Here is a 23,672-nt window from a genome sequence, read left to right as displayed (position 1 = left end):
TGCTGGTGAATGGCTAATGCTTCTGCGCCTGCTGTTCGTATTGCTTATTGCACTCAATATCGCTGTCGGCGCATGGCTGCTGCTTGGCCAGAACGACACGCACGCGCATCTGCCCACCGATCCGGGCGTTAATAAATTGCATCTGCTGTCGGAATTGCCGCCACCCGCGGCATCGGTGACGTCAAGCGCCTCGGCGACGAACGTGGCGGCAGCGACGCCCGCGCAATCCTCCTCGGCGGCCAATCCGTTGTCGGCGCAGCCATCGACCAATACGCTCAGCTACGCGTGCATGGCGCTGGGCCCGTTTGCGACGCAGGAAGATCTGCGCGTGGCACGCAATGCGCTCGAGCCGCAAGTTCAACGCATGCGTGCCCGGCAGGAGCAGACCACGCAGTCGCGCGGGTGGTGGGTTTATCTGCCGGCCACGTCCAGCCATGCCGCGGCGCTTGCGGAAGCGCGTCAGCTCGCGGCGAAAAACATCCAGGATTATTTTGTGATCAGCGGCGCCGGGGACGACCAGAACACGGTTTCCCTGGGTCTGTTCAAGGACCCGGCCAATGCGCGCAAGCGCCGCGATCAGATCGCCGAAGCGGGTTTCCCCGCCCAGATGAGCGAGCGCACGGAAACCGTCCCGGAGTACTGGCTGGACCTGATCCCGGTAGACAGCGCCCACTTCGACTGGCGCAGCCGCGTCCACGATACCGCGATCGGATCCCACAGCACGGGCTGTTTTTGAGCGATGGTTTGCTACAATAGTCGGCTCCATGCCGGCATAGCTCAGTTGGTAGAGCAACCGCCTTGTAAGCGGTAGGTCCCCAGTTCGAATCCGGGTGCCGGCACCAGTTTCAACAAAAAGCCCGCTTCGTCGCGGGCTTTTTGTTTGCCTGTTGCTATGTGGATTCCACGAAATCTATTGGGACGATCCTGGCGTTGCAGTTTGCTGCAGCAGCTGATCCATCTGTTGTTGATGCTGTGCAGCCAGTGCCTGCATGTTCTGCTTGGCTTCCGTCTCCTGCACGACGTTCTGCTGGAGCGTTTGCCACAGGCTCACCATCTGGCTATGCATCGGTTCGGGAAGCAGCAGTTTGCCGTTGCTATCGAGGCGCGAGCGACCGAGTGCATGCTGCGCAACGTCCAACACTTGATCGAACGTATCGGCCGTAGTGTTCTCTACGAGAAAGTACTGGTCGAACGCCTGATCCGCCGATGCGCGCGACTTCAGAAAGCCACGCAGTGCCGCGTCTTGCATGGGTTCGGGCAACTGCATCAGATACGCCTGGTTCTGGTCTTCGAACGTCTTCAGCGCGGTCTGTTGTTCGGTCATCAGGTTTCGGTATTGATCAACCGATGAGCGGCTCAGCCCGATCCCCTGCGCCGACACAAGACGTTGCGGCTGCAAGACAAGCTCAATATGAAGATCTTTTTCCTTCTGCGTGCGTGCCGCTTGCTGCTGCTTGAATGCCGCAGCATTTTGCGCAATGTGTTCGATGGCGACTTGCAATGCCGATGCACCGCTGCCATCGGACGACACTGTTTGATTTGCCGTGGGCTGATTCGCCGTGGGCGCGACGGATGAACTGGTCGCCGGACTCTTGGTGTTCATCGCCTTGCGCAGATCAAGCAGTGCCTGATGCACGCCTTGATTCTGCAGCTGACTTCGCTGCGCGATGTTCGAAATAAACATCAGCGGTATGAGTATCGCCCACGTGATCAGGAACGTTCGCCCAAAACGGGCTTTTGCCGTCCAGCGAAGCAGCCCCGCAATGATCGCGGCCAGCAAGATATGGGCAGCTACGCCGCCGAACAGTTCGCCGCTGGTAAATGCATCGGTGGGTCGCCCCAGGAGGACGAAGGTGCTGCCCAGCGTTATCGCCAGCAGAACGACAAACCAGACCGCCGCCATGCCCGATGAGACATCCTCAAGGCGTCCTGATCCCGATGAATACGAGCCGCCGCTGCCGGCAAACCGGCCGCGCCCGACAACCTGATCGCATGAACCGCAAATCGTCGACGTACCTGACGTCGCCGCCCCACATACTGCGCAAGTCATATTGTCCCCCTGTGCGGCGCGAAGGGGCGCCGCCTCTCCCTGTGGTGCCTTTTTATCGCAGATGCATGAAGGCCTCAATTCATCGGGCCTGGGGAGGCCTAATGGGCCGTCAACGCCCGACCCGGTACACTTGGCTATCTACGCGAAACATCACGAGAAAAGCAGTATGAGTAAGCAGGTGATTGCACTGGTTGGCGCGCCTACCGACATCGGTGCGGGACATCGGGGGGCCTCCATGGGGCCCGAAGCCTTACGCGTTGCCCAGCTGGCCGAGAAATTGCGCCGCCGTGGGCTGGAGGTCATCGATCGCGGCAACCTGCATGGCCCGATGAACCCCTGGCAGCCGCCGGAGCAGGGCTACCGCCATCTGCCTGAAGTCATCGCCTGGAATACCGCCGTACACGGCGCCATCCATCACGAACTGCAGGCCGGGCGCCTGCCGGTCATGCTGGGTGGCGATCACTGTCTGGCGATTGGTTCGATCAGCGCCGTCGCGCGCCATTGCCGCGAACAGGGGCGCAAGCTGCGTGTTTTGTGGCTGGATGCACATGCAGATTTCAACACCTCGCAAGTTACGCCATCGGGCAACATCCACGGCATGCCGGTCGCCTGTTTGTGCGGCAACGGGCCGCGCGAGCTGGTGGAAATCGGCGATCGCGTACCGGCGGTCTCTCCAGATGTTTTTCGTCAGATCGGCATCCGTTCGGTGGACGAAGGCGAGAAGCGCCTCGTGCGCGAAGCGAAGATGGATATCTACGATATGCGCCACATCGACGAAGTGGGCATGAAGCGCACGATGGAAGAGGCGCTGGATGGTCTGGATGCCGATACGCATCTGCACGTGAGCTTCGATGTCGATTTCCTCGATCCGTCCATCGCGCCCGGCGTCGGCACGACGGTGCGTGGCGGGCCGACCTATCGCGAAGCGCAGCTGTGCATGGAGATGATTGCCGACACGGGGCGTCTGGGTTCGGTGGATATCGTCGAGCTGAATCCGGCTTACGACAAACGCAATCAGACGGCCAAACTTGCTGTGGAGCTGGTCGAATCGCTGTTCGGCAAGTCCACCTTGATGCGCGGCCCGGATTGATCGGACTGCGCATGGGTCGCGTTTCCCGGTTTTACCCGTACACTGCCTGAAATCAGCCCGCACGTAACTGTGCGGAAATGTTCACTCGTTCGATGAATTGACTGTCGCCGCATGCAAACACGCGTCCTTACCGGCATCACCACCACCGGCACGCCGCATCTTGGCAACTACGTTGGCGCGATTCGCCCGGCGATCGCCGCAAGCCGCCGTGCCGATGTCGATGCGTTCTTCTTCATGGCCGATTACCACGCGCTGATCAAGAGCGACGATCCGGCGCGCATTGAACGCTCGCGCCTGGAAATCGCGGCAACGTGGCTGGCGGCGGGACTCGATCCGAACAAGGTCACCTTCTACAAGCAATCGGACATTCCGGAAATTCCGGAGCTCACATGGTTGCTTACCTGCGTCACCTCGAAAGGCCTTCTGAACCGCGCTCATGCGTACAAGGCTGCGGTCGACAAGAACACCGAAACGGGTGAAGACGCCGATGCGGGTATCACAGCGGGTTTGTACATGTATCCGGTGCTGATGGCCGCGGATATTTTGGCGTTCGATGCGAAACAGGTGCCCGTCGGCCGCGATCAGATTCAGCACATTGAAATGGCGCGCGATATCGGCCAGCGCTTCAATCACATTTACGGCCGCGAATTCTTCGTATTGCCTGAAGCGGTGATCGAAGAGCAAGTGGCCACGTTGCCGGGGCTGGACGGTCGCAAGATGTCCAAGAGCTACGACAACACTATTCCGTTGTTTGCAGGCGGCGCAAAACATTTGCGCGAGACGGTCATGCGCATCGTCACCGATTCGCGCACACCGGGCGAACCGAAAGATCCCGATAGCTCCTCGCTTTTCACCATCTTCCATGCTTTCGCCAGCGATGCGGAAAGCGCAGCGTTCCGTCGCGCGCTGGAAGAAGGCATCGGTTGGGGTGAAGCGAAGCAGGTGTTGTACGAGCGCATCGAAGCCGATGTGGCGCCGATGCGAGAGCGCTATGAAAGCCTCATCTCGCGTCCGGCCGCCATCGAAGACATTTTGCGCGAAGGCGCGCGCAAGGCACGTGCCGTTGCCGCACCGAAACTCGCCGAGCTTCGCGATGCCATTGGCCTGCGTGCGATGTCGTCTGTGACAATGCGCGCGGGCTCAGCGAAGTTGCCGAGCAAATCGATCAAGTCGCCACGTTTCGCGAGCTTCCGCGACACGGACGGCAGCTTCCGTTTCCGGTTGTTCTCATCGGAAGGCGACGAGTTGTTGCTGTCCAAATCGTTCAAGGATCCCAAGGCAGCGGGTGTCGTGCAAAAGCAGCTGAAGACGCTGGGTGGCGATGCCGCAACGCTGCATGTTCTGCCACGCTCGCTGGTGCTGGAACTCGATGGTGAGCCGGTAGCGAGCACGCCCGATTACGTCGACGAACCTGCTCGCGACGAAGCGCTCCACTATTTGCGTGAAGCGCTGGATTTGCTCGCCTCGCAAGAAAAAGAACAAGCGTCGTAAAAGCATCCGTTTAACGGTACGCATAGATCGTCCTCACAAAGGATTAATCCCTTTGCGATGGCGCTCGCTAGGGCCTTCACAACGTTCGCGTCAGGCGTAGGATGTAGCTCGCCTTATGCCGATGACGCGGCATTCAAGATGCCGCGCCGCGTGGTTTTGACGAACGCGTCGGAGGTCATCATGAAACAGCCGTATGTGGAGCTTTTAGGGTTGCTGCTTTGCGCGGTTCCTGGTTCAGCGCTCGCGCAAGACGCCCCCGCATCGCCGCCGAACGATACGACGTCGACGCTGGCGACGATGGACAAGACCTATACCCAGGGCCATCCCGATCTCTTCAATGAGTTTGCCGGTATGCGCCGTTATGAAGCCGGTGACTATTCCGGTGCCATGAAAGACTTTTTGCAGGCCGCATACTATGCGGACAAACCGTCGCAGCTAAGCATCGGTCTGATGTATCTGCGCGGTCAGGGCATAGAGAAAGATCCCGTCAAAGCGTACGCATGGGTTTCCGTAGCGGCGGAGCGTCAATATCCGCAATTTACGGCGACGCAAAATCAGGTATGGGCAGATCTGGACTCTCAGCAACGCAAAGAGGCCAAGGTGATGCAGCAGACCATCGCTGCACAGTATGGCGATGCAGTTGCCAAGCCGCGCATGCTGCAAGCGATACGTGACAGCAAGGTGGATATGACAGCGGGCATCAATTACGGTGCCAGCGCCGATGTGCATACCTATAACGGCGTGAAGATTTGTGCGCAGGACAACTTCAACGAGTGCAGCGATCCCTATGCCAAATGGTATTGGGATCCCAACAATTACTTCGCCGGGCGCGACGCGACCTGGCGCGGCACCGTAACCATGGGGCCGCTGCAAAATGTTCACGGCAATGGCCAATAACTAGCCGCATGCTTCTTTGCGGTTTAGTTTTTACATGAGCGCAAGGCGAACTGCGCCCAACGGCACTCGCGCAGCGTCATCGAACGGTTGTACGGTACATACGCTTTCTGTTGATCGCGTGGCAGCCGGACTGTCACGTCGCGTTTCCAAGGATTGAATGCGCAGGAGGTCATCATGAAATTGCATCACGTCGGTTTCGCAGCACTCGCGCTCTCGTCAATCGTTGTTCCTGTGTTCGCGCAAGACAGCGCGGATAAATTGCCAACTCCCCGCCACGCTTTACACGTTATGGAAAACACGACGACGGTCGGCCATCCCGATCTTCGCTACGAATATCGCGGCATGGAAGATTACTCGATAGGAAACTACAAGAATGCCATGTACGATTTCCAGGCAAGCGCCTGGTACGCGGACAAGGTATCGCAAGTCAGCGTAGGCCTGATGTATCTCAATGGCCAGGGCGTCCCGAAGGACCCTGTGAAAGCTTACGCATGGGTGGCTCTTTCGGCGGAGCGCGAATATCCGCCATTTGAGAAAACCCGTGACCGGATCTGGCAACAACTGACTTCCGATCAGCAGAAGCAGGCGCTCGCTCTGGAACAGACGCTATACAAACAGTTCGGCGACGCCAGTGCGAAGCCGCGCGAAGTTAGAGCCTTGCACGATAGCTGGATGGACATATTCGGTCTTGGGGCCGAACCGGGATTTATCGGTTACTCGGACATGTACATATCGCGGGGAAACGCGAATTGTGAGTCTGGCGACATTCGCGTCTGCACAGACTTCTACTCGAAATGGTTCTGGGTGCCTAAAGAATATTTCGGCGTTCGCGATGCGATGTGGAAAGGCACTGTAACAGTCGGAAACTTGCAGGGCGTTCTAAAGGAAAGGCCTGCGGCCGTGCAAAACAACGACAACGCAAGTCGTGACTGACGAATCTGCTCACAACGCGAGCTCGGGAACAATGCCGGGCGAGGTATGCAGAATCTCGCCCGGCATAATCGAAAGCTGTTCACTCATCGAGCGAACCCGCTTTTAGTGATTGCTGGCGCTGCTTGACGATGCAGGCGTTGAACTGCTGCTTGTTGCGCTGACAGTCAAACCGCTGCCATCGACGCTCTTGACACCTTTGACCTGTTTCGCGAGGTGCTCGACGCGCGTGCGTTGTTTGGACGAGGCTACTGTGCCTGTCAACGTCACAACACCTTCCGTCGTGTTGACGGAGATATCCGAGGATTTAATACCTTTCGCTGCCGCGAGCTTGGATTTCACCTTGGTGGTGATCCAGGAGTCATCTACCTTGCCGGGTACGGTTTCGTTGCTTGACGACGCTGCGGAGGCTGGCGCTTGTTGCGAGGATTGCATGGCGGATGAGCCGGACGTGTCCTGCGCCATCGCCTGAGTCAGCGGTAGAGCAGCAACGGCCATCAAGACACCGCTCGCGATTAGTGTTTTGCGCAGAATGGACAGGTTACGCATGGCAATCTCCTTGGGCATATAAATCACTTGTTTGCAAAGTGATCGGACGAGCGATTACGCCGGTCCGTTTCATGTTGCGCAACCATGGCAACAGCTTGCATGTGAAAACAATGTTGCAAAATGTCATGAGGCGTTGCGTTTGTTCAGGCACGTGTTGATCGTGCGAACAGGTTGTTCGACAAACGTTGCTCGCCTAGAGCCGTCATGCATTACTTTGTAACGGATGGGAAAAACGAGATTGTCTGACGTCACAAGCATGACACCGTCTTCTGATTAGCTAGCAAAGCCCGGTTATCTGTGCCGGGTGCCTAGCTATCGAGGAGAGTTGCATGAGCGAGCATGAGATTCATCATCATCACCACGAAGCTGCAAAGCATCTGGACGAGGCAGCCAAGCATCATCGCGAAGCGGCAAAACATGCCGAATCCGGTGACCACGATACGGCCAGTCACCATGCGCACCTTGCGCACGGCCACAAATTGCATGCGATCGAGCACGCCGAACACGCCGCCAAGAAACACGCGGCAAAGCATCACAAGCACTAAGCATTGCCACGGTCATCTCAGGAAGTGGCACGGTCAGGGACGACCAACTGTGATTCCGGGTGATTGGTTCAATCAGCCTCATGCAAAAAGAGCGCAGCAGTGAATGCCGCGCTCTTTTGGTTTTTGCATGGATCGGGAAGTTAGAAGACGTGCTTGAGAATGACGAACAGGATGCCGGCGAGAAGAATCGAAGCAGGCAACGTCAGCACCCATGCCATCAGCAGATTGCGTACGGTTGCCCACTGCAGGCCTGAACCATTCGCGGCCATGGTGCCCGCGACGCCCGAGGTCAGCACGTGCGTTGTACTGACCGGCAAGTGATACGCGTCGGCGGCCATGATCAATCCCATCGCCACCAATTCTGCCGATGCACCTTGTGCGTACGTCAGATGCTCCTTGCCGATCTTTTCGCCGACCGTCGTGACGATGCGCTTCCAGCCCACCATCGTGCCCAAGCCCAGCGCGAGCGCCACAGCGACTTTGACCCACAGCGGAATGAATTGCGTCGCTTTCACACCTTGGGCATGCCACGTCGTCAGCACGTCATGCTGCTCGGAGGTCACGCCGGGAGAGGACAGGACATAAGGAATCGCCGCGTCGGCCAGATAGATGTCGTTACGTACGTTGCCCATCTGCTCTTGCGGAACGTTGCTCAACGACTGGCGAGTGCCGATCTGATGGTCGATCTCTGCAATCAATGCAGACATCGCGGGGATCGTATCGGGCAACAGCTTGCGCTGCTGGATCGCCGTGGTGACGATCGTTCGCGGATCGCCATTGATCTGTACGCCGTGGTCGAGGCTTGCCAGGACTTGCTGCGCTTCGATCGAGACCTGATGGAAGCTCTTCACTTCGCCGCCGGATACCGCATTGTTCAACGCATACGCGGTGGGAACCGTGCCGATCAGAATCAGCATGATCAAACCCATGCCCTTCTGACCATCGTTGGAACCGTGCGCGAAGCTCACGCCAGTGCAGGTGAGAACGAGCAGGGCACGAATCGGCCACGGCGGCGGCTTCTTGCCTTCGGGTGCTTTATAGAGCGAGGGAATCTTCACCAATCCCTTCAGCAGAAACATCAGCAGGCCTGCCAGGATGAAACCCGCAATCGGCGAGAAGATCAGGCCTCTGAATACGCCCATCGCCTGATTCCAATCCACGCCGCTGGTGCCGGTCTTCAACGACGTCAGTTGATTGGCCAGACCGACGCCGATGATCGAACCGATCAACGTATGCGAGGACGAATTGGGCAAACCGAAATACCACGTGCCGAGATTCCAGATAATCGCAGCGATAAGCAGTGCGAACACCATCGCGAAGCCGGCGCCGCTGCCTACCTGCAAGATCAACTCAACGGGAAGCAGCGACACCACCGTGAACGCAACCGCACCCGTTGAGGTCAACACACCGAGAAAGTTGAAGACGCCCGACCAGATCACGGCGAGATTGGCTGGCAACGAATTGGTGTAGATCACCGTAGCCACAGCATTGGCCGTGTCATGGAAACCGTTGACGAATTCAAAACCCAGCGCAATCAGCAGCGCGATGCCTAACAGGATGAAAGGCCCGGAGGAGTGTGTGCGAACGATGGAGAGATCTTCGATCAGGTGAACGCCCGCATAGACGGCGCCCACCAACAACACCAAGGCAAAAACAATACCGAAAATGCGCCCCGAACCTTGGCTCGTTGGTGACGCGGCTGTAGCAACAGCGACTTCCGTCTGCATGGCATGCCCCTTTAGTGGTCAGCCTCATGGAAGCTAAGCACTGCACAAGACAAATACGTGACAATCACACGGATGAATCGTTGAGGCTACTCCGATTCAGTGTGCGGCGGCGATAAGCGCCTGGGCCGACTTGATAATGTTTTTTAAACACTCGCCCGAAAGCGGCTTCGGATGCATAGCCGCACCGTTCGGCAACGTGATTGGCGGCTAATCCGTCATGCGTTAACAAACGCGCGGCCAGTTCCATGCGGACCTGTGTGACCCATTCCAGCGGAGCCATGCCACTGCGTTGCGTAAAGTGCCGCGCGAACGTGGCGCGAGAGAGATGCGCTTGCTTGGCCAGCGTATCGACTGTCCACGGTTGAGCAGGATTCTGCAGCACGGCATCGACAGCGCGACTGATGCGCGTATCCGCTAGCAGCGCAAGAACGCTGCCATGGACCACTTGCTCGGTCATAACGCGGCGCAACAACAGCGTGAAGAGTGCGGTCGAAAGTTCGGTGACGACCGCAGCGCTGCCAGGTTTGGGTTCCACACTTTCGTCGCGCATCATGCCGACCAAGGACAGGACGGATGGGCGGTCTTTCGCGCTGATACGCAGCACATCCGGCAGTGCGCGCAGCAGCCATATGCCGGTTTCTCCGAGCACGAATTCGCCGCACAACATCTCAAGTGCCGGTCCTTCGCCGGGGTGAATCAACTCGGTGACGACGCCGTTGAAATGCTGCTGCAAGTTGTCGTCAGAGGGGGTGTGGTTCGCATCCTGGGCGATGCTCTCCAGCACGTGGCCGGCACCGTGCGGAAAAACCAGGATGTCGCCCGCCTCGAACTCGTGGACGTTGTGCCCCATGCGCACGCGCACCCCGCCGGCAAAGACCACGTGATAGGGCACATGACCTGGTGGCGCTTTGGGCTGATCGGCAATCCAGATGCCCGCGAGCAGGCAATGGAGGTCGACCCGGCCGGAAACCGACAGCGTGCGGACCAGATGGCTGAGGCTATCCATGGGAATGCTTGAGACGATTGGGTAAGAAAATGAATTTTTCTGTGCAGATCGATGCACAGTCGGTGCCTAAGATAGCTCCACGGATGCAGCGACGCGAATCGTTGCAACCCGCCAACTTTAATCCCACTGGAGAAATCTCATGAACCGCCTTCATACCATCGACATCAACGAAGCCACCGGCGAAACCGAGCAAATGTTCAGCGCGATCAAGCGCGCCGTCGGCAAGGTGCCCAATGCCTATGCCGTGCTGGGTAGCAATGCACCGGGCGTGTTGGGCCAGGTGCTGCAAACGGGTGCTGCGCTCAAGCAGACCCAATTGAATGCCCGCGAGCAGGATGCGATCAATCTTGCGATCAGCGAAGCATCAGGCTGTGATTACTGCGTGGCTGCACATAGCTTTACGGGCAAGCTCGCCGGATTCACCAACGAGCAAATGCATGAATTGCGCAACGGCGCATTCAGTGCCGACGCCAAGATCGATGCGCTGGTGAAATTTGCCGTGAATGTGGTGAAGACGTCCGGCACCGTTCCTGCGGACGCTGTGAATGCGGTCAAGCAAGCGGGTTATAGCGATCGTCAGATCATCGAAGCGCTGTATGCGATCAGCGCGATTCTCTTCACCAACATGCTCAACCGCGTCAACGACACCGTGGTTGATTTTCCGAAGGTTGCGTAATACCGAATGCGGAAACAAAAAAAGCGATCGCCGATGCAGCGGCGATCGCTTAAGTTGGGTTAGAACGTCCGCTAAGACTCGACTAACCGAGACACTTCGTTTTTATGGGTCAAACGTATTACTGGGCAGAGCTCGAGCTGCTTGTAGTCGACTGCGTTGCATGCTCGGCCTTGAACTGCTGCCACTCGGCCTGACGCGCCTGGAAGTTCGCCTTGTTGGTGGCAACCTGCGTCTGCTGTGCGCCGGTCAACACGCTGTTGTAGATCTGGGCATCTGCAGCAGCTTCGGCGGTGATGCGGGCGGTGGTGAGCTGGCCTTCAGCCTGAGCGAGGCTTGCCGCAGCAGCTTGGTAGCCCGACGAGCTCGGCGACAAGGCTTCAAACGCCTGGCGCTGCTGATGGACGGCCTCGAACTGCGACTTCAGGCTGGTGAATTCCGACTGCTTGATAGACTTGATCGAAGCCTTCTGCGTGTCGGTGAGGGTCACGCCGCGGAGGGGGAGGCCGCCGTCGTGAAAACCATGGTGGCCGCCGTGACCGCCGGGGCCGCCGAAACCAGGACCACCCTGAGCGAAGGCCAGCGCGGAACAGCCGATAGCCGCAGCCAGGATGATCGACAGAGTCATTGTCTTGCGCATAGTGAAGCTCCTGCGTGGGGGGTTGTTGTTGGTGATTATTTGAATGCATGGGCGCGTTTAAGATCTTTGCGGCGTGGTAAAGAAGGGTAAAGTCATCGCCAGTCAGGCAAGCGAGTCGTCCAAGTCCGCGTTTTACAAGGCCTAACCGGCAGCCAATCGCGACAGGTAATGCGATAGTAGGCACCGGTCCCCATTGGCTTCCCCACGACGAACCCATGTCCCGAATACTGATTGGCGATGACGACCGCGAGCTGTGCGCGCTGCTTTCCGAATATCTGCGTCGGGAAGGTCTGCAAGTGGAAGTGGTGCACGATGGCGAGGCCGTTCTGACGCAACTGCGCGATCCGGCACTGCGTCCGGACCTGTTGATCCTCGATGTCATGCTCCCGGGCCGTAGCGGTCTGGACACCTTGCGCGATTTGCGCGCGCAACATCGTCTGCCCGTCATCATGCTTTCCGGCCGCGGCGAGCCGGTCGATCGTGTGGTCGGCCTTGAGCTGGGCGCGGACGACTATCTGTCCAAACCGTGCCTGCCGCGCGAATTGCTCGCCCGCGTGCGTGCGCAGTTGAGGCGCCACTCCGCCGAAGGTGCTGGTGTGCTCACGGCCGGTGTATTGCGTTTGATGCCCGCCGAACGGCGCGCGTATGCCGGCGATCAGGAACTCAATCTCACCGGCGCCGAATTCTCCTTATTGTTGATGCTGGTGCAGCGTGCCGGCGAAGTGATCGACAAGACGTCGTTGACGCGCGTGGCGCTTGGCCGCGAGCTGGAGCGATTCGATCGCAGCATCGATGTGCATGTGAGCCGCTTGCGCCACAAGCTCACCGAGGCCTCGCCGAATGCGCCGCGCATCGATTCCATCCGCGGTGCCGGCTATGTGCTGTTGGCCAACGGCGCCGCGCAGGCATGACCTCCTTCAAGAGTCCCTTCAGAAGTCCGTTGTTCTGGCGATTGCTGATCTACTTCTGCATCGCCAATCTGCTTGTGTTCGCGCTCAGCAGCTGGGTGACCAGCAGCTTCATTGCGTTTTCGGCCGAGCAGGACATCGATTGGACGACGATTGCGCAGTCGGCAGAAGACGCCTACGACACCGGTGGCGCCGATGGTCTGGCGACGTGGGCGCAGCAGCAACGCGCGGAAGGCATCGATGCGACGTTATATGAAAACGGCCAGCCGCTCCGCGAGATGCATTTGCCGCCGCCGGTGCGCGATTCATTGCCGGATTGGCTGGCGGCGGGTCAGAACCTCGCGCTGAATCCCTTCCCAGGTTTTTATATCGGTGTGCAAAACGTGACCGGCAAGGACGGCCACACGCGGCAACTCGTGGGCGTCAGTAGTTCGCGTGCACGCATTCCGCGCCATATGCGCGAGAAGATTCTGCTTGGTTCGCAGCTGGCGCTGTCCTTGTTGCTGGTTGGCGCGATCGGCTGGTGGGTGGCGCGCAGCGTCTCGCGACCCGTTGAAGCCATGCGTGCGGCGACGCGAAAGATGGCAGCCGGAGAATTCACGACGCGCGTCGACAAGCGATGGAGTAACGCGCACGACGAGCTTGGTCAGCTCGCGAGCGACTTCAATGGCATGGCCGAGCGTATCGAAGTGCTTGTCGCGCACGATCGTGGTGTCTTGCAGGATCTATCGCATGAACTGCGCTCACCGCTGGCGCGTCTGCATCTGATTCTCGATCTCGCGCAACACAGCGCGACGGCTCACGAGGCGGCTGTGCACTTCAAGCATGCAGAGCGCGAGATTGTGCGCATGGATCGCATGACTACCGAGATGCTCGCACTCTCAAGGCTCGAGGGCGGCCTGCCAGGCATGGAGCGCGATTCGGTCGATATCGCCGATCTCGCGAAAGAACGCCTGGATGCCGCGCGCGTGGAGGCCGAAGCGCGCGGTATCGATCTGAAGATACGCAGCACGGCCCCGGTGTTTGTGTGGGGCAGCGGCATTTTGCTCGAACGTGCGCTGGACAACATCATCGCCAACGCGATCAAGTTCAGCCCTGACCGTGGCACGGTCGACGTGGATGTCGAGCAAGATCAGCAAAGCGCCATCGTGCGCATCCGCGACCATGGCCCTGGCGTTCCAGCGGAAGAGCTTGGTCTGCTTTTTCGCCCGTTTTTCCGCGGCACCAACGCGATGCATGCCAACGGGCATGGCCTGGGGTTGGCTATCGTGCATCGTGTTGTGCATGTGCATGGCGGTGACGTGACGGCGCAAAACGCAGACGGTGGCGGACTGGCGATAACCATGCGCTTGCCGGGAGCTGAGGGAGCGTAACCTCTGGCATCAGAGGTGATGTTCCGAAATCGATTTCGCTAGAAATTTCGGTAGTCCTAGTACGTTTACGATTTTCGTTCCGTGTAGGAATTACTCCACGGCGTGCCAAGAGCTTTCCTCATGTGTCCATCGGGAAAGCACGATTCTTTCGCTTGCTGTACGAACCGCACAATCGAGTCATCGACTCACTGCGGAACAACACAGCAAACATGGATACAGGCAAGCAGCTTTATATCGGCGAAGGCTTCGAAGGGCCGGGCGTCAATCTCGCACACATCAATGTGCTGGTCGGTCCACGAACCGGCCCCGCAGGCCAGGCATTTGCCACGGCGTTGGCGACACCGTCAGCCGGTCATGCACCGTTCGTCATCATCGCCACGCCCGGTGTGCCGACCAAGCCGCTTACACTCTACGTCAACAAAGCGCAGATCGTGAACGACTTCCACGGCAACGCCACGTGGGGCGCATCGCAAGCGGGTATCGCCAAGGCCGTCGCCGAATCGCTGGAGCAGGGCGTGTTGCCGCCCGAAGCAGAGAACGATTGGGTGGTCGTTTCCGCAAACTGGGTCAATCCCGCAGCGGATGACCTCGATGCGGTGTACGAAAACAACTATCGCGCCTGCAAGAACGCGATCAAGGCCGCCATGCTCGGCCTGCCACTGCGCCAGGACGTCTTCGCAGCCGCGCGCGATGTATCCAATCCCTTCTATACGCCCAAGAAGGCTTGAGGACGACGAACATGGAATACGTTCGACTGGGCCAATCGGGCCTGAAAGTGTCGCGCTTGTGTCTCGGCACCATGAATATGGGTACGCCGAAGTGGAAGCCCTGGATTTTTGACGAAGCGCAGAGCGAACCGATCGTTCGACACGCCCTGGAAGCGGGCGTCAACTTCATCGATCTCGCGGATTTCTATTCGACCGGTGTCGGTGAGGAAGTCGTGGGACGCATCCTCAACCGCCTGGTTCGTCGCGAAGAAATCGTCGTGACCACCAAGGTGGGTTACGACATGGGAGCCTATCCCAATGCCGGCGGCCATTCGCGCAAACACATCATGGATGGAATCGATGGCTCGCTCACGCGCATGGGCATGGATTACGTCGACATCTACATGCTGCACTACTTCGATGTGAATACGCCCGTCGAAGAAACGATGGATGCATTGAACGACATCGTACGCTCGGGCAAGGCGCGCTACGTTGGCGTGTCCACCATGTACACGTGGCAACTCGCCAAGATCATCCAGGCGTGCGAACGGCATGGCTGGGCCAAACCCATCAACATGCAGCTGCAGTACAACCTTGCGTACCGCGAGGAAGAGCGTGAAATGATTCCGTATTGTGCCGACCAGGGCATCGGTGTGTCAGTGTTCAGTCCGCTGGCGCGCGGCCTGCTCTCAGGCGATGCGAACTCGACGCGCAATCAGACCGATTTCTTTACCGCGCAGATGTATGGCGACAAAGCGTCGCTGGCGATTGCTGCATCCGCTTCTCGTGTCGCCGCAAAACGCGGCGTGTCCCCTGCGCAAATCGCGCAAGCTTGGGTGCTCGGTCAGAGCAGCATCGCCAGCATGCTGGTCGGTGCCGATTCGCCTGCGCAGTTCGATAGCGCCGTAGCAGCGCTGAACACAAAACTCGACGACGAAGAGTTGTACGAGCTGGAGCGCAACTACACGCCTTGCGACCTTATCAACGATTACACGTCCGGTAAGCGCATCGCACGCGAATCCCGCCCAGCGCACAACGAATATGCGCAAGACAAGAGCAATGCGGCATGAAGGAATTGATTCGCAATAGTCACTACATCGATGGCAAATGGGTAACAAGTTCCACTTTGTTCCCCGTTCGCAATCCGGCGACAGGCGACATCATCGTCGAGATCGCGCGAGGCGGTGAGGTGGAAGCTCAGCAAGCGGTGTCCGCGGCAGCCAAAGCATTCCCTGCCTGGCGCGCGCTGACCGCCAAGGAACGCAGCATCAAGGTTCGCCGTTGGGGCGAGTTGATGCTGGAGCACAAAGAAGCGCTCGCGGAGCTTCTGACGCGCGAGCAGGGCAAACCGATCGCCGAGGCGCGTGGAGAAGTCGGTTACGCCGCGAGTTTCCTGGAATGGTTCGCGGAAGAGGCCAAGCGCGCCTATGGCGATGTCATCCCCAGCCCGTTTCCTGGTTCGAAGATCCTCGTAACGCGCGAGCCCGTGGGGGTTGTCGCGGCTATCACGCCGTGGAATTTTCCGCTCGCGATGATCACACGCAAGGCTGCACCGGCACTCGCGGCTGGCTGCACGATGGTGCTCAAGCCCGCAGAGGACACGCCACTATCGGCCCTTGCGCTGGCGGTGCTTGCCGAAGAGGCGGGTATTCCCGCTGGCGTCTTCAACGTTGTTGCCGGCGAAGCGCGTGCGATCGGCAAGGTGTTTACTGAGTCGGAAATCGTTCGCAAACTCTCGTTTACCGGCTCAACGCGCACCGGCAAGCTCCTGGCGAGCCAGTGCGCGAATACCTTGAAGAAAATGTCGCTGGAACTGGGTGGTAACGCACCCTTCATCGTGTTTGACGACGCCGATATCGATGCGGCTGTGCGCGGTGCGATGGCATCGAAATTCCGGAACACCGGACAAACCTGCGTGTGTGTCAATCGCTTCTATGTTCAGAGTGGTATCTACGATGCCTTCACCACGGCGCTGTCGACGGCAGTCAGCAAGCTGAGGGTCGGTAACGGCCTGACGGGCGAGGTCGAACAAGGCCCGCTGATCAATCAGGCGGCGCTTGAAAAAGTCCAAGCTCATGTCGCGGATGCGGTAAGCAAAGGGGCAAACGTGCTCATCGGTGGCCAGCCCCATGTGTTGGGCGGAACATTCTACGAACCGACCGTTTTGACGAATGCCCGGCACGACATGTTGATCGCCGAGGACGAGACCTTCGGCCCCGTTGCAGCGTGTTTCCAATTCGATACGGAAGAGGAGGTGATCGCCGCCGCTAACAACACGCCGTATGGTCTTTCCGCGTACTTCTACACGCAGGACATGAAGCGCATCTGGCGCGTTGCCGACGCGATCGAGAGCGGAATGATCGGCATCAATGAAGGAATCATCTCCACCGAAGTCGCTCCGTTCGGCGGCGTAAAGGAATCAGGTCTTGGTCGCGAGGGCTCCAAGTATGGCCTCGATGAATACGTCGAACTGAAGTACCTGATGATGGGCGGCTTGCAATAACGAAGCGAATGACACGGGCGACCTTGTGGTTTGCATAACCCGGGCGCCTTCGGCGCTCATGCTAGGGAAGGGAGTGACATGGGCAGCGGAGATGGACGAGCTGTAACCGCGGAGGGATTGGTCGGACATATCGACAAACAACAAGGGACGTCGGAGAAGAAGGTTCTGCTCGACGATGTGCCGTTGAACTTCTTCCATTGCAAGATCGCCGGACTGACGTTTGGCGCGCATCTGACCGAAGGATATGCAATTGGCACGATCGCTTACGCGTTGACGCCATTTCTCAATCAGATGCAGGCCATCAACGGGCAGCTTCAACCGTTGCCTGTTGTCCTGCAAAGTATTCTGAATTTTCTCGGAGTCGATGCTGGGCTTGCAGCTGTATGGAATGGGCTGATTGGCAGCTCCACTCTGATGGGTATTTTCCTCGGAAGTCTGATTTTTGGACGTCTATCCGATCGCGTCGGCCGTCAGAAGATTTTCCTGCTGAGCTTTGTGATCATCACTGCCACGGCTTTTGCGCAGTTCTATGTGCAATCGCCGCTGGCACTGTGTTTGTTACGTGTGTTGCTCGGTATAGGCATGGGCGGCGATTTCGCGGTGGGGCACGCGATTCTTGCCGAGTTCTCGCCGCGCAAGCATCGCGGTTTGCTGTTGGGTTCGTTTAGCGTAATTTGGACCATCGGCTATGTGGCGGCCAATATCATTGGCATGGAGTACATTCAAAAGTCATCGAATCCTGACGCGTGGCGTTGGGTGTTGGCTTCGGCCGGTGTTCCGGCACTGATCGTTCTAGTATTGCGCATGGGTACGCCCGAATCACCGCGTTGGCTGTTCAACAAGGGACGCCAGGCCGAAGCAAATGCGGTGGTGGAAAAGTACTTTGGCAAGAAGGTGATGCTCGATACGAGAACGCGCGACGATCATCATGCGTCGGGTGGATTCGGTCGTCTTTTTCACCGTGATCTGATTCGCCGCACGCTGTTCAACTGTGTGTTCTTCGTGTGCATCGTGATTCCGTACTTCGCGATTTATACGTTCCTCCCCACCATTCTCCGGCTATTCAATTTACCGAACGATGGACACGCCGACCTCTTGTTGAATGGTTTGCTGATTGCAGGAGCGATCGTCGGTATCTGGCTCACCGTCATCCTGCCGCGACGCGTATTCCTGATTTCTTCCTTTGCAGTCACTGCTGTATCGCTGGCGGCGTTAAGCCTGTTGCCAAACTCATGGGGAATGGCACTAGTGGCGTCGTTCGCTGTGTTCACGGCAGCCTTGTCGGCGGTATCAAACCTCGTTGGTGTTTATCCGCCCGAATGCTTTCCTACCGAAGTGCGTGCATGCGGTGTGGGATTCGCCATCGCGTTCAGTCGTCTTGGCTCAGCGTTCAGTGTATTTGTACTGCCGATGGCCATGGCGCGTTATGGCGTGGAAATGGCGATGCTGTCGCTGGCAGCGGTACTGGTTATCGGCATGGTGGTGTCGATCATCTGGGCGCCGGAAACACGGCATCTGCGTCTGAACGATTGCACGAGGATCTGAAGGGCGACCGCATTTTGGTCTGCGAAACAATATTTAGACCACAAAAAAAGCGCCCCGGGAGGGGCGCTTTTTCTTTAAGCAACGACCGGCGATTAGTTAGGCAGCGACAGATCGTCAAGCATCGCCTTCAGGAAACGAGCCGCCTCGCCACCCGTTGCAGCACGATGGTCGAAGGTGATGCTGATCGGCATGCGGCGATGCACTTCGATGCCGCCCATGACTGCCACCACATCGTGACTCAGTTTGCCCGCACCGATGATGGCCACGCATGGCGGCACAACCACCGGTGTCGCGTAACGGCCAGCGAACATACCGAAGTTCGACAGGCTGATTGTGTAGCCGCTCAGTTCCGACGACGGAATCGTGCGATCTTCCACCTGTGTACGCAGACGCTTGATACCGGCGCGGATGCCGGCACCATCCAGCACGTCGGCATTGCGCAGGGCTGGCACGAACAAGCCGTCTTCCGTGTCCACGGCGATGCCGATGTCCACATGCGGGTGCAGCGTGCGAGTCAGGTTCTTGCCGTCGAACCATGCATTGAGCGCAGGGACAGCCTTGCACGCAGCGACGATGGAGCGAATGAGGCGAGCGGTGATGTCTTGCTTGCCGATCCATGCATGCAGATCCGCATCGTCCACCAGCGTGGTAGGAACGACGTTGGCATGTGCATCGGCCATCACGCGCGCCATATTGCGGCGAACGCCCTTCAACTGTTCCGGCTGGCCACTTGCTTGCACGCTTGGCGGCGCAGTGCGCACCGGCTTGCCCGCGAGCGACGTCGGCGTACGCGCCGCTTCCGGCTGCGGCAGCTCGGGAGCGAGGTGACGACCAGCAGAAGAGGGCGCCGCACGCGCAGGCGCCGCACCGAGTGCAGCGGAGCCATTTGCAGCAGCGTTCTTCACATCCTGCAGAGTGACGACGCCATCGGCGCCTGACGGCTTCACGCGTGCGATATCGACCTTGAGTTTCTTCGCCAGCGCGCGAACGGCCGGAACGGCCTTCACGCCACCCACGCTGGACGCTTGCTCAACGTGCACGTGGCTGCCGCTGATCATTGCGCCGACCACCGTACCTTCGTCTTCGCGGTCCGCCGTCTTGCCGTTGCCCGATTCGATCTCGCCGCCTTCATCGGAAGCGGTGACTTTTTTCGGCTCGGCAGCCGGTGCGGCAGCCTTCTTCGGTCCGTGATGATGGCCGGTGGATTCGGCTTCGGCACGTTGCTTGGCATTCGGATCGGGTTCGAATTCGGCGAGTGCTGCGCCGGTTTCGATCACGTCGCCTGCAGCGCCGTGTAGCTTGGTGACTTTGCCGGTGTAGGGCGAAGGCACGTCGACCACCGCCTTGGCGGTTTCCATCGACACCAGCGGTGCGTCGAGCTTGATGGTGTCGCCTTCCTTGACGTGCCATTCGACGACGGTCGCGTCGGGCAAGCCTTCGCCGAGGTCCGGCAGGTAGAACGTCTTGATGTCGGCCATGTTCGGAGTTCCGAAAAGTGGATGATTCGTTGTGGGCTCCCTCCCCTGCGTGTAGCGGGGGAGGGTTGGGGTGGGGGTGTAGCCGTCACAAAGCGGAATGCTGCGTTTTGTGGGGAACTACCCCCTCCCGACCTCCCCCTGCAAGCAGGGGGAGGGGCTAAGAGCGTTAGCTTGCTGCGAGCGTGCGCTTGGCGGCTTCGACCACACGCTCCGTGCTGGGCAGATACTTCATTTCCAGACGGAACAGCGGGATGTGCGTGTCGTAACCGGTAACGCGCTCGACTGGCGCGAGCAGTTCATACAGGCACTCTTCCGCAACGCGTGCAGCGATTTCCGCGCCGAAGCCAGCGGTCTTGGGCGCTTCGTGCACGATCACGCAACGGCCCGTCTTCTGCACCGATTCGGCGATGGTGTCGAAGTCGAGCGGCGTGAGCGTGGCCACGTCGATCACTTCGGCGCTGATGCCTTCTTCGGCCAGTGCGTCGGCCGCTTCCAGCGCTTCTTTCACCTGCGCACCCCACGTCACGATGGTGACATCGGTACCGTCACGCAGCACGAAGCACACGTCGAGCGGCAGTGCTTCACCGTCGTCCGGCACTTCTTCCTTGTACTGGCGGTAGATGCGCTTGGGTTCGAAGAACATCACCGGATCCGGATCGCGGATGGCGGCGAGCAGCAGACCGTAAGCACGCGCCGGCGACGACGGCATCACCACGCGCAGGCCGGGGATATTGGTGAACAGATGTTCGTTCGCTTCGGAGTGATGTTCCGGTGCACGGATACCACCGCCCCACGGTGCACGCCACACGGCCGGCACAGTGATGCGGCCGCGCGTGCGGTTGCGCAGACGTGCAGCGTGGCAGGCGATCTGTTCCATCATCGGATAGATGAAGCCTTCGAACTGCGCTTCGGCTACCGGCTTCATGCCCTGTGCGGCCAGCCCGACGGTAACGCCGGCGATGGTGGTTTCGTCCAGCGGCGTGTCGAGCACGCGCAGTTCGCCGAACTTTTCCTGCAGACCCTGCGTGGCGCGGAACACACCGCCGTTCACGCCAACGTCTTCACCCAGCACCACGACGCTTTCGTCGTGCGCCATTTCATAAGCGAGTGCCTGGGTAACGGCTTCGATAAGAGTGATTTGTGCCATGGCTCAGTGCGCCTTCTTGTCGAGCGAGATAGCCAGATCGCGCTGTTTGGCGAGATCGGCAGGGACTTCGGCGAAGGTGTAGTCGAACATCGCCGTGACGGGCTGGGTCTTGGTTTCGAGGTAAGCGTTGACCTCGTTATCCATCCACTCGTCGCACTCGTTCTTCCAGGCTTCTTCTTTCTTGTCGTCCCACACTTTCTTGGCGACCAGCCAGTTGCGCAGGCGCTTCATCGGCTCTTTCGCCCAGGCGTCTTTCACTTCCTGCTCGCCGCGATAACGACGTGCGTCGTCGGCGGTGGTGTGATCGCTCAGGCGGTAGGTAACCAGTTCCAACACGCTGGCACCCTTGCCGGTGCGTGCGCGTTCGAGCGCGTCTTCCATCGCCTTGCGCACGGCAATGATGTCGTTGCCGTCCACTTGGATGCTGTAGAGGCCGGCGGCGATGCCTTTCTGCGCGAGCGTCGTGGCGCCGGACTGAATCTTGCGCGGCACCGAAATCGCCCACTGGTTGTTCACGATGACAGCAACCATCGGCAGGTTCTGCGCGCCAGCGATGTTGATGGCACCGTAGAAGTCACCCTTCGACGAACCGCCGTCACCGATCGTGCATACGGCTACGCGCGGTTCGTTGCGGATCTTGAAGGCCAGCGCGGAACCGGCGGCATGCAGGCACTGCGTGGCAATCGGCACCGACCAGGCGAAGTCGTGACGTGCAGGTTCTTTCTGATAATCATTCCCGCGCTCGTCACCGCCCCAGTACATGTACACCTCGCGCGGCTGTACGCCACGGTAGAGCTGTGCACCGTACTCGCGGTAGCTGGGGGCGAACACGTCTTCAGGCCGCATGGCGCTGCCGATGCCCACGTGCGAGGCTTCGTGACCGAGGCAGCTTGCATAGGTGCCGAGCTTGCCGGTACGTTGCAGTGCTACCGACTTCGCGTCGAACACGCGTGTCGACATCATCAGCTTGTACAGCTCGACCATGTGGTTGAGGTCTTTGGCGAACTCAGGCAGGTCGTCACGGACTTGCTTGCCTTCGGCATCGAGGTATTGCAGATATTCGATTTCAAACTTGGCGGCGATGGACACGACTCGCTCCCGGGTGGGGTAGGAAAAATCTGCGGGGGGAGGCGCGGCCCATCCAGTGGGGCCGGACGCGCATAAAATCCCAGAGTAAGACGGCAATTTTTAGCAGGACGCCATGTTGCGCCGCAAGGTACGGTGCAGCATGCGAGTCCGTACGGCCCCGCCCCCGCGACCGGTTAACATGTGCGTTTTCCGGGATTTGCGGGCGACCATGACGGACAATCGGCGGGATCTTGAAGCGGGCATCGAGCTGGACCTGAACGGCCGGATGACCTACGGCGGCTACCTGCGGCTGGACCAGTTGCTCAGCGCCCAACAGCCCCTCAGCCAGCCGCCGCACCATGATGAGACGCTTTTCATCGTGCAGCACCAGGTGGCGGAACTCTGGATGAAGCTGGTCATCCACGAGCTGAAAGCCGCCATCGCGCATTTGCGGATGGATGACATCGATGCGTGTCTGAAGATTCTTGCGCGGGTGAAGCAGGTGCAGCGCCAGCTGTTTGAACAGTGGGCCGTGCTGGAGACGCTGACGCCTTCGGAGTATCTGGAGTTTCGCGATGTGCTGGGCCCTTCCTCGGGCTTTCAGTCGCTGCAGTACCGCATGATCGAATTCATGCTCGGCAACAAGAACGCGCAGATGCTGCCCGTATTCGACTACGACCCCAAGGCGCAAGCGCAACTTCGCGAAGTGCTGGAAGCGCCGGGGTTGTACGACGAATTCCTGCGTTATCTGGCGCGCCGTGGCCACGCGGTGCCCGCGGCGCGCGTCGAACGCGACTGGAGCGAACCTTATCAGCGCCATGACGATTTATTGCCGGTGTTCAAGCGCATTTACGAGGAGCGTGCAACGTTCTGGCCGGAGTACCACATGTGCGAACAGCTGGTGGACGTGGAAGAGAGTTTCCAACTCTGGCGTTTCCGCCATATGAAAACCGTCGAGCGCATCATCGGACATCGCCGGGGGACGGGTGGTTCCTCCGGTGTGGCGTTTTTGAAGAAGGCGCTGGATTTGGAGTTTTTCCCGGAATTGCTCGACGTGCGCACGATATTGGGAAGCTGATGCCTTCCTTATCGTCATTCCAGCGAAATTTGGAATCCAGCGCCTTTGGCATTTTTCGACGAAAATGATGTGTGCTGCGCACCCACATTTGACTGGATTCCAGCTTTCGCTGGAATGACGGTGAGGCGAGTGCGCGGAACAACGGCGATCTGCGTGTCTGGAATGACGGTGAGGGAAGTTTCATGGTGCGACGCATTTGACGTCCCATCGCGCGCCCGATACATAGAGCCAATCGGCGCGGCCTTCGACTCCGCGCTCATCACGATT

The 23,672-nt window shown here is 59.1% G+C and carries 23 protein-coding genes and 1 tRNA gene; 15 read left to right on the top strand and 9 right to left on the bottom strand.

Annotated features, from left to right (window positions below):
* Positions 1–16 precede the first annotated feature (16 nt).
* Positions 17–736, top strand: coding sequence for an SPOR domain-containing protein (locus EKH79_RS09010; RefSeq protein ID WP_126673461.1), 720 nt, complete (start codon positions 17–19; stop codon positions 734–736).
* A 30-nt stretch (positions 737–766) separates the two neighbouring features.
* Positions 767–842 (top strand) — tRNA-Thr (locus EKH79_RS09005).
* Between the two features lie 68 nt (positions 843–910).
* On the opposite strand, the gene EKH79_RS09000 is transcribed toward EKH79_RS09005, so the two are convergent.
* Complete coding sequence (locus EKH79_RS09000) at positions 911–2,050, bottom strand: hypothetical protein (RefSeq protein ID WP_126673460.1); 1,140 nt, start codon at positions 2,048–2,050, stop codon at positions 911–913.
* A gap of 166 nt (positions 2,051–2,216) precedes the next feature.
* On the opposite strand from EKH79_RS09000, the gene rocF reads away from it, so the two are divergent.
* From rocF to EKH79_RS08980, 4 genes are all read left to right on the top strand, one after another.
* Positions 2,217–3,140, top strand: a complete 924-nt coding sequence (gene rocF / locus EKH79_RS08995) for an arginase (protein ID WP_126673459.1) — start codon at positions 2,217–2,219, stop codon at positions 3,138–3,140.
* A gap of 111 nt (positions 3,141–3,251) precedes the next feature.
* The gene (locus EKH79_RS08990; RefSeq protein WP_126673458.1) at positions 3,252–4,631 is read left to right on the top strand and encodes a tryptophan--tRNA ligase; all 1,380 of its coding nucleotides are present in this window, start codon (positions 3,252–3,254) and stop codon (positions 4,629–4,631) included.
* 180 nt (positions 4,632–4,811) lie between these two features.
* Positions 4,812–5,528, top strand: coding sequence for an SEL1-like repeat protein (locus EKH79_RS08985; protein ID WP_126673457.1), 717 nt, complete (start codon positions 4,812–4,814; stop codon positions 5,526–5,528).
* Between the two features lie 174 nt (positions 5,529–5,702).
* Positions 5,703–6,461: an SEL1-like repeat protein gene (locus tag EKH79_RS08980; protein WP_126673456.1), complete on the top strand. Its 759-nt coding sequence runs from the start codon at positions 5,703–5,705 to the stop codon at positions 6,459–6,461.
* Positions 6,462–6,563: 102 nt separating this feature from the next.
* On the opposite strand, the gene EKH79_RS08975 is transcribed toward EKH79_RS08980, so the two are convergent.
* A complete protein-coding gene (locus EKH79_RS08975) occupies positions 6,564–7,007 on the bottom strand; it encodes a BON domain-containing protein (protein ID WP_126673455.1) in 444 nt (147 codons plus the stop codon).
* 329 nt (positions 7,008–7,336) lie between these two features.
* On the opposite strand from EKH79_RS08975, the gene EKH79_RS08970 reads away from it, so the two are divergent.
* A complete protein-coding gene (locus tag EKH79_RS08970) occupies positions 7,337–7,552 on the top strand; it encodes a hypothetical protein (protein ID WP_126673454.1) in 216 nt (71 codons plus the stop codon).
* A 140-nt stretch (positions 7,553–7,692) separates the two neighbouring features.
* On the opposite strand, the gene EKH79_RS08965 is transcribed toward EKH79_RS08970, so the two are convergent.
* Positions 7,693–9,279, bottom strand: a complete 1,587-nt coding sequence (locus tag EKH79_RS08965; RefSeq protein ID WP_126673453.1) for an inorganic phosphate transporter — start codon at positions 9,277–9,279, stop codon at positions 7,693–7,695.
* A 64-nt stretch (positions 9,280–9,343) separates the two neighbouring features.
* On the bottom strand, positions 9,344–10,285 hold the full coding sequence (locus EKH79_RS08960; RefSeq protein WP_126673452.1) for an AraC family transcriptional regulator: 942 nt from the start codon (positions 10,283–10,285) through the stop codon (positions 9,344–9,346).
* A gap of 139 nt (positions 10,286–10,424) precedes the next feature.
* On the opposite strand from EKH79_RS08960, the gene EKH79_RS08955 reads away from it, so the two are divergent.
* Positions 10,425–10,961: a carboxymuconolactone decarboxylase family protein gene (locus tag EKH79_RS08955; protein ID WP_126673451.1), complete on the top strand. Its 537-nt coding sequence runs from the start codon at positions 10,425–10,427 to the stop codon at positions 10,959–10,961.
* 118 nt (positions 10,962–11,079) lie between these two features.
* Here the strand turns inward: EKH79_RS08955 and EKH79_RS08950 are convergent, their stop codons facing one another.
* Positions 11,080–11,598: a Spy/CpxP family protein refolding chaperone gene (locus EKH79_RS08950; protein WP_126673450.1), complete on the bottom strand. Its 519-nt coding sequence runs from the start codon at positions 11,596–11,598 to the stop codon at positions 11,080–11,082.
* Between the two features lie 215 nt (positions 11,599–11,813).
* Between EKH79_RS08950 and EKH79_RS08945 the strand changes: the two genes are divergently transcribed.
* From EKH79_RS08945 to EKH79_RS08920, 6 genes are all read left to right on the top strand, one after another.
* The gene (locus EKH79_RS08945; RefSeq protein WP_126673449.1) at positions 11,814–12,509 is read left to right on the top strand and encodes a response regulator; all 696 of its coding nucleotides are present in this window, start codon (positions 11,814–11,816) and stop codon (positions 12,507–12,509) included.
* The gene (locus EKH79_RS08940) at positions 12,506–13,879 is read left to right on the top strand and encodes a sensor histidine kinase (RefSeq protein ID WP_126673448.1); all 1,374 of its coding nucleotides are present in this window, start codon (positions 12,506–12,508) and stop codon (positions 13,877–13,879) included. The genes EKH79_RS08945 and EKH79_RS08940 overlap by 4 nt, the downstream gene beginning before the upstream one ends.
* A 209-nt stretch (positions 13,880–14,088) precedes the next feature.
* The gene (gene fae / locus EKH79_RS08935) at positions 14,089–14,607 is read left to right on the top strand and encodes a formaldehyde-activating enzyme (protein WP_126673447.1); all 519 of its coding nucleotides are present in this window, start codon (positions 14,089–14,091) and stop codon (positions 14,605–14,607) included.
* An 11-nt stretch (positions 14,608–14,618) separates the two neighbouring features.
* Entirely contained in the window at positions 14,619–15,656 is a 1,038-nt protein-coding gene (locus tag EKH79_RS08930) for an aldo/keto reductase (protein ID WP_126673446.1), read from the top strand.
* The gene (locus EKH79_RS08925; RefSeq protein ID WP_126673445.1) at positions 15,653–17,089 is read left to right on the top strand and encodes an NAD-dependent succinate-semialdehyde dehydrogenase; all 1,437 of its coding nucleotides are present in this window, start codon (positions 15,653–15,655) and stop codon (positions 17,087–17,089) included. The genes EKH79_RS08930 and EKH79_RS08925 overlap by 4 nt, the downstream gene beginning before the upstream one ends.
* Positions 17,090–17,167: 78 nt before the next feature.
* The gene (locus EKH79_RS08920) at positions 17,168–18,634 is read left to right on the top strand and encodes an MFS transporter (RefSeq protein ID WP_126673444.1); all 1,467 of its coding nucleotides are present in this window, start codon (positions 17,168–17,170) and stop codon (positions 18,632–18,634) included.
* A 92-nt stretch (positions 18,635–18,726) separates the two neighbouring features.
* Here EKH79_RS08920 and EKH79_RS08915 read toward each other — a convergent pair whose 3' ends face one another.
* The 3 genes from EKH79_RS08915 to pdhA form a co-directional block, all read right to left on the bottom strand.
* Entirely contained in the window at positions 18,727–20,112 is a 1,386-nt protein-coding gene (locus EKH79_RS08915; protein WP_126673443.1) for a dihydrolipoamide acetyltransferase family protein, read from the bottom strand.
* A gap of 166 nt (positions 20,113–20,278) precedes the next feature.
* Positions 20,279–21,259, bottom strand: a complete 981-nt coding sequence (locus EKH79_RS08910) for an alpha-ketoacid dehydrogenase subunit beta (RefSeq protein WP_126673442.1) — start codon at positions 21,257–21,259, stop codon at positions 20,279–20,281.
* A 3-nt stretch (positions 21,260–21,262) separates the two neighbouring features.
* Positions 21,263–22,348 carry a pyruvate dehydrogenase (acetyl-transferring) E1 component subunit alpha gene (pdhA, locus tag EKH79_RS08905; RefSeq protein ID WP_126673441.1) on the bottom strand — a complete coding sequence of 362 codons (1,086 nt, stop codon included), beginning with the start codon at positions 22,346–22,348 and terminating at the stop codon, positions 21,263–21,265.
* 208 nt (positions 22,349–22,556) lie between these two features.
* Here pdhA and EKH79_RS08900 point away from each other — a divergent pair, with 208 nt between their 5' ends.
* The gene (locus EKH79_RS08900) at positions 22,557–23,405 is read left to right on the top strand and encodes a tryptophan 2,3-dioxygenase (RefSeq protein ID WP_126673856.1); all 849 of its coding nucleotides are present in this window, start codon (positions 22,557–22,559) and stop codon (positions 23,403–23,405) included.
* Between the two features lie 14 nt (positions 23,406–23,419).
* Here EKH79_RS08900 and EKH79_RS08895 read toward each other — a convergent pair whose 3' ends face one another.
* A complete protein-coding gene (locus EKH79_RS08895) occupies positions 23,420–23,665 on the bottom strand; it encodes a hypothetical protein (RefSeq protein ID WP_126673440.1) in 246 nt (81 codons plus the stop codon).
* Positions 23,666–23,672 lie beyond the last annotated feature (7 nt).

It is taken from the genome of Dyella dinghuensis (assembly GCF_003977615.1).
Taxonomy (GTDB): Bacteria; Pseudomonadota; Gammaproteobacteria; order Xanthomonadales; family Rhodanobacteraceae; genus Dyella_B; species Dyella_B dinghuensis.
Note: the sequence above shows the minus strand (reverse complement) of the source record. Positions and strands in the feature narration are given on the sequence as shown.